Annotated in this window: 2 protein-coding genes, 1 pseudogene and 1 riboswitch; of the genes and pseudogenes, 2 read left to right on the top strand and 1 reads right to left on the bottom strand. The window is 62.9% G+C overall.

Translation table 11 applies throughout. From position 1 onward, the window contains the following. Positions 1 to 68 precede the first annotated feature (68 nt). A riboswitch (SAM riboswitch) is annotated at positions 69 to 186 on the top strand. Positions 187 to 675: 489 nt separating this feature from the next. Further along, positions 676 to 2,213: pseudogene (locus tag ACLP9N_RS16660) on the bottom strand (adenylate/guanylate cyclase domain-containing protein). Positions 2,214 to 2,549: 336 nt separating this feature from the next. Between ACLP9N_RS16660 and ACLP9N_RS16655 the strand changes: the two are divergent. Both ACLP9N_RS16655 and ACLP9N_RS16650 read left to right on the top strand, forming a co-directional pair. After that, positions 2,550 to 3,128 (top strand): sensor domain-containing protein, encoded by a 579-nt coding sequence (locus ACLP9N_RS16655; protein WP_442408457.1) that lies wholly within the window; start codon positions 2,550 to 2,552, stop codon positions 3,126 to 3,128. 74 nt (positions 3,129 to 3,202) lie between these two features. Next, entirely contained in the window at positions 3,203 to 3,688 is a 486-nt protein-coding gene (locus tag ACLP9N_RS16650; RefSeq protein ID WP_442408456.1) for a hypothetical protein, read from the top strand. Positions 3,689 to 4,396: the final 708 nt, after the last annotated feature.

Below are 4,396 nucleotides of genomic sequence, written 5' to 3'. Positions count from 1 at the left end.
ATCACCGAGGCCAGCCAGGAGGCTTCCCTACCCAGTCCCTCGTCGCCCGTCTCGGTATCCTGAAAGACGGCCAAGAGATTCGCTCCCACGCCTCCGAACGTGAGCGGACGGCAACCGCGCTACCGGCACGGTGCCCTTCGGAGAAGGCCAGGGCTTGCAGCTCACGCTGCTGGTCAAGACGGGAGCATCGAGATGTACGAACAGCCATATCGGCACTACTGGCGCGTGCTCTACCCCGAATATGCCCAACCCGAATCGACGGCGCACTGGTACGGCAAGTGGAAGACGGCCGAGACGTGTATGGGGCTCTTTGGCGAAAGACAGCAGGCTCGGCACGAGTGGATCGCTACTGACCTACGTCGCGGGCGCGAAGAATCCCACGCTACGGCGGTCGTCACCTACCACGCATCGCCGGTGCGGTCGTTAACCGTGAAAGTATGCCTTAGTTGCCTTTGGGTTTCGAGGGACCTCGACGAGGAGCACCCCCCAGAGCGGTAAGTGAGGTCGATGCAGTTATGCATCGGCGCACCGCAAAGTCTCAGAGGGTGCGGCATCGTCGATACTGGGTTGCTGCACCGTGGGGGCAAACGGGTATTTCCCTTTAGTACCAGCTCAGGCAGCTTGTGAATGTGGGTAATCGCCACACGGACGCATCGGCCGCTGATGCCCGGCTATTCAGCTGCGACCGTTGGCAGCGAGGCGGGCCATCCCGCGCACGATCCATGGTGTCCGCCTGGCGATCACCTCAACAGCGCGGTCAGAGCGGCGCATGGCGGTCCTACGGTCGGGGGTCGGCATTGATGCTAGCTCTGCCTCGGCCGATCCCCCCCGCGCGCCGTGGCGATCGACCGCCAGGAGCTGCCAGGTGCCGGGCACGCCACGCAGCTCGACGCTGCCGCGGTCGTCGAAGCTCGTGCCCGACCCGACGACCAAATCACGCACGGTGCGGGAGACAAGGATTTCCCCGGCGCTGGCTTGGCCGCAGATGCGCGCCGCGATGTGTACGGCAATCCCCCCGATGTCCGCATCCAGCAGTTCGCACTCGCCGGTGTGGATCCCAGCGCGGATCTGGATGCCCAGGGTCTCGGCCTCAGTGCGCAACGCCTCGGCGCAGCGGATGGCCTGCGTCGGCCCTTCGAACGTGGCGAGATACCCGTCGCCGGTGCTCTTGATCATCGTGCCGCCGAACCGTTGCGTGAGTTCGGCGGTGACCTCACCGAAGCGGTGCAACACCGCTCGCCACCGCTGGTCGCCCGCTGCCGCGGCGTGTCGGGTCGAGGCGACCATGTCGGTGAACAACACTGTGCGCAGGGCTCGATGGGACTGCGACGGTGCCGCGTGGCTGCCGGTGAGGAACTCCTCGATCGCGGTCAGGATCGTGTCAGGCTCGGTGAACCAGGGCGCGTGCTCCACGCCGTCGACTTCGAGGTACCGCGCGCCGGGGATGTGGTCGGCGAGGTAGCGGCCCCACTGCACCGGCACGGGGTCATCGCATGGATGACCAGGGTGGGCGCGGTGAGCGTCGGCAGGATCGGCCGCACGTCGATCCGGAAGTTCGATTCCAATACCGCTCGCAGCATCCCCGGGCTGGCGCACATGCGCTCGAACATGGCGAGCTGGCGTATCGAGCGGACCGAGGGAAACAGGACCTTCGCTGTTGCGCCGCTGCCCCATGCCGAGTGGATGGTGCGGAAGAATTCTTGGGCGCGGGCGATCTGCTTCGTTGACGGCGCGTAGTCCTCACCCAGCTCGGCAACGATACGCGCGCGCAGCTCGGCGGCGTCGCTCTCGACGTTGTACCAGTCCTCGGCGGCGAGCGCGAACGCGAATGAGCCGTAGAGGATCAGCGCCCGCGTTCGCTCGGGTCGTTTTGCCGCAAACGCGATGGCCTGTGGGCCGCCCTCGCTGGTACCGAAGACGACGGGCTTTCCGAAGCCAACGGCGTCCAAAACCGCCTCGATCTCGGCCGCTCGCTCTTCAAGCAAACGAACTTTCGGGATGGGGTCCGACAGCCCGTTTCCGGCCTTGTCGAACAACACGACCCGGCAGAACGTGGCAAGTTGATCAAAGAAGGCCTTGAACTCGGGCATGGCCCAGAACAGCTCGACGTGGAAGACCATAGGCCCGACGAAGACAAGTTCGACCGGCCCGTCGCCGAACACCTGATACGCCAGGCTGAGGTCGCCGCACTGTGCATACGACGTTTCCGCCACCGCATGAGCGTACTGCTGATCCCCCCGCTCGGAGCGGATCCAGTCATAGGCCGGGAGGTAGTCCCACTTAGTAATTAACCAGGCACCTGTTGCGACCTGAAACCTGGAGGTGTGCTGACAGTTTTTCACCATCGCGCCCAAAGCGGTGCGGAGCACCGCGCTAGGCTCCCGGCAAGCGGCTGCCGGGAGCCTAGAGATGACATGAAGAAATCAATATGGGCGGGCGCTCTCGCCGCCTGCACATTGGTCGCCGGGTGCGGTGGTAATCCGGCCCCGAAGGCAACGTCATCGACACCGACCACCACGCCGCCGCCGCCCCCAATCGTGGCATCCGCCTTGGAGGGGCTACTGCTTGGCCCCGGCCAGATCAGTGCCGCGATGGGTACCACTGGATTGAAGGTCACCAAAACGTTCACAGTGTTCGCTGACTATAGTGCCAGCGTGGCGGACTTGGACTGCCGAGTTGGCAGTGAGACCGCGGAAAAGGCGGGCTATAACGGCAGCGGGTGGAGTGCGGTTCAACGACAGATTCTGGAAGATACTGGCGACATCGAGACCGACAAATATTTCGTGACACAAGCTCTCGTCTTGTTTCCCTCCGCGGGTCAGGCGGCCGCTTTCTTCACCGCTTCCGCTCAACGATGGCGGGCCTGCTCGAACCGCCCATTCACAAGCACAATGGGCGGCAGAATTTTCGGACAGTGGGACGTAGGTCCGGTCTCTAACACTGACGGGACACTGAGCGCATCCAAAACTCAAGAGAATGCGGATGGCTGGGCTTGTCAGCGGGCGCTGACCGTGGCCAACAACGTGGCCATCGATATTGAGGGGTGCAGCTATAACCCGGCGGACTCCGCGGTCAACATCGCTTATCAGATCGAGCAAGGCATCACCACTCGCGGGCCGGGCAGGTAGGGATCGCCCGCGCCGACAGTAGCCTCCAGAGCGGTGTTTCCCCCTAGTAATCAACGAGGCAGCTCGTCGCCCCGGTGATCACCAGCGAGCAGCTCAACCACGAGATTGATCTCTCGACCGTCGATTTCGACTACACCGCCCAACACAAGCAGGAAACCGCTTTGGGCAAGCTCACCGGCGACGTGCCTCTCCAGCCCGCCAAGGAGTCCGGCACCGGCAGTGCCCGCGACCCCGAGTTGGTGGCTCTCGAAGATGTCATCGCGCAGATTAACGACCTGTTCTCCGGCGATCACCCGGATTCGAGTGTGCGCAACGTCGTCACCCACATCAAAGACAGGCTCGAAGAAAGCGAAACCCTGCAGCAGCAGGCGCAGAACAACTCGTTGCCACAGTTCTCGGCCAGCCCCGACCTCCATCAGGAGTTCACCGACGCCGTGATCGGGGCAATGGAGTCTCACAACGACCTATCCACGCAGATCCTCAACAACCCTGAGATTTCGCAGAAGCTCATGGGGGAACTAGTGCCGCTCATCTACAAGGCCCTGCAGGCGACGGCGTAGTCCGGGCGCTGGGTCATCCGAGTAGCACGTGGAAACGAGGCAGCGATGAGCACAGCATTGCGGAGAGCATGCATCAGCTCGATCGAGTAGAGGATCACCAGACCGGCGACCACGCAAGGCAGGGTTGCTGGGGCCCGTCATGACTGCCTGCTTGTTTGCTGTCGATCAGGCCCGTCTGCGGGGGCGGATGACAGGTTTTGCGGGTGAGCACGGGTGGAGGTGGAGGTGCGAAGAGGTCAATGACCAGGGGGTAAAGGAGCAGGTTGGGGTGTTGTGGTCCTGGAGTGTGACGGGGTGTGACGGGGTAAAACGGAGGTCTGTATAAAAGGCCTTTCGTAAGAACCTCCTTCCAACCCCATCAGACCCCGTCACACACCCCCACACCCACTTTGCTAGTCCCCCTCCCTACTCTGTCGCGCAAAGCGAACACCGATCCAAGCGGCGTATTGGTTCGGAACGGATGTACCGCAGCACGTCGACGGCGGTGTCCGGGTGGGTGACTTGCATTGCCGTTCTTGACGGAACAGTCTGCAACCACTCGTTCACATCGTTCACACCAGTGGAAAAGCTTCCCCCACTATGGTAAGCAGCATGTCCGCAGGACAACACGCCGTGTCGATCCCGGTCATCGACATGTGGGCACCCATCGTCCCATCCGACGAGATCATCGAGGATCTACAGTCGGGCTTCCCGACCGAGCAGCTGCAA

Source organism: Mycobacterium sp., assembly GCF_052144515.1.
GTDB lineage: Bacteria > Actinomycetota > Actinomycetes > Mycobacteriales > Mycobacteriaceae > Mycobacterium.
This window is presented reverse-complemented; position numbering and strand designations above follow the sequence as displayed.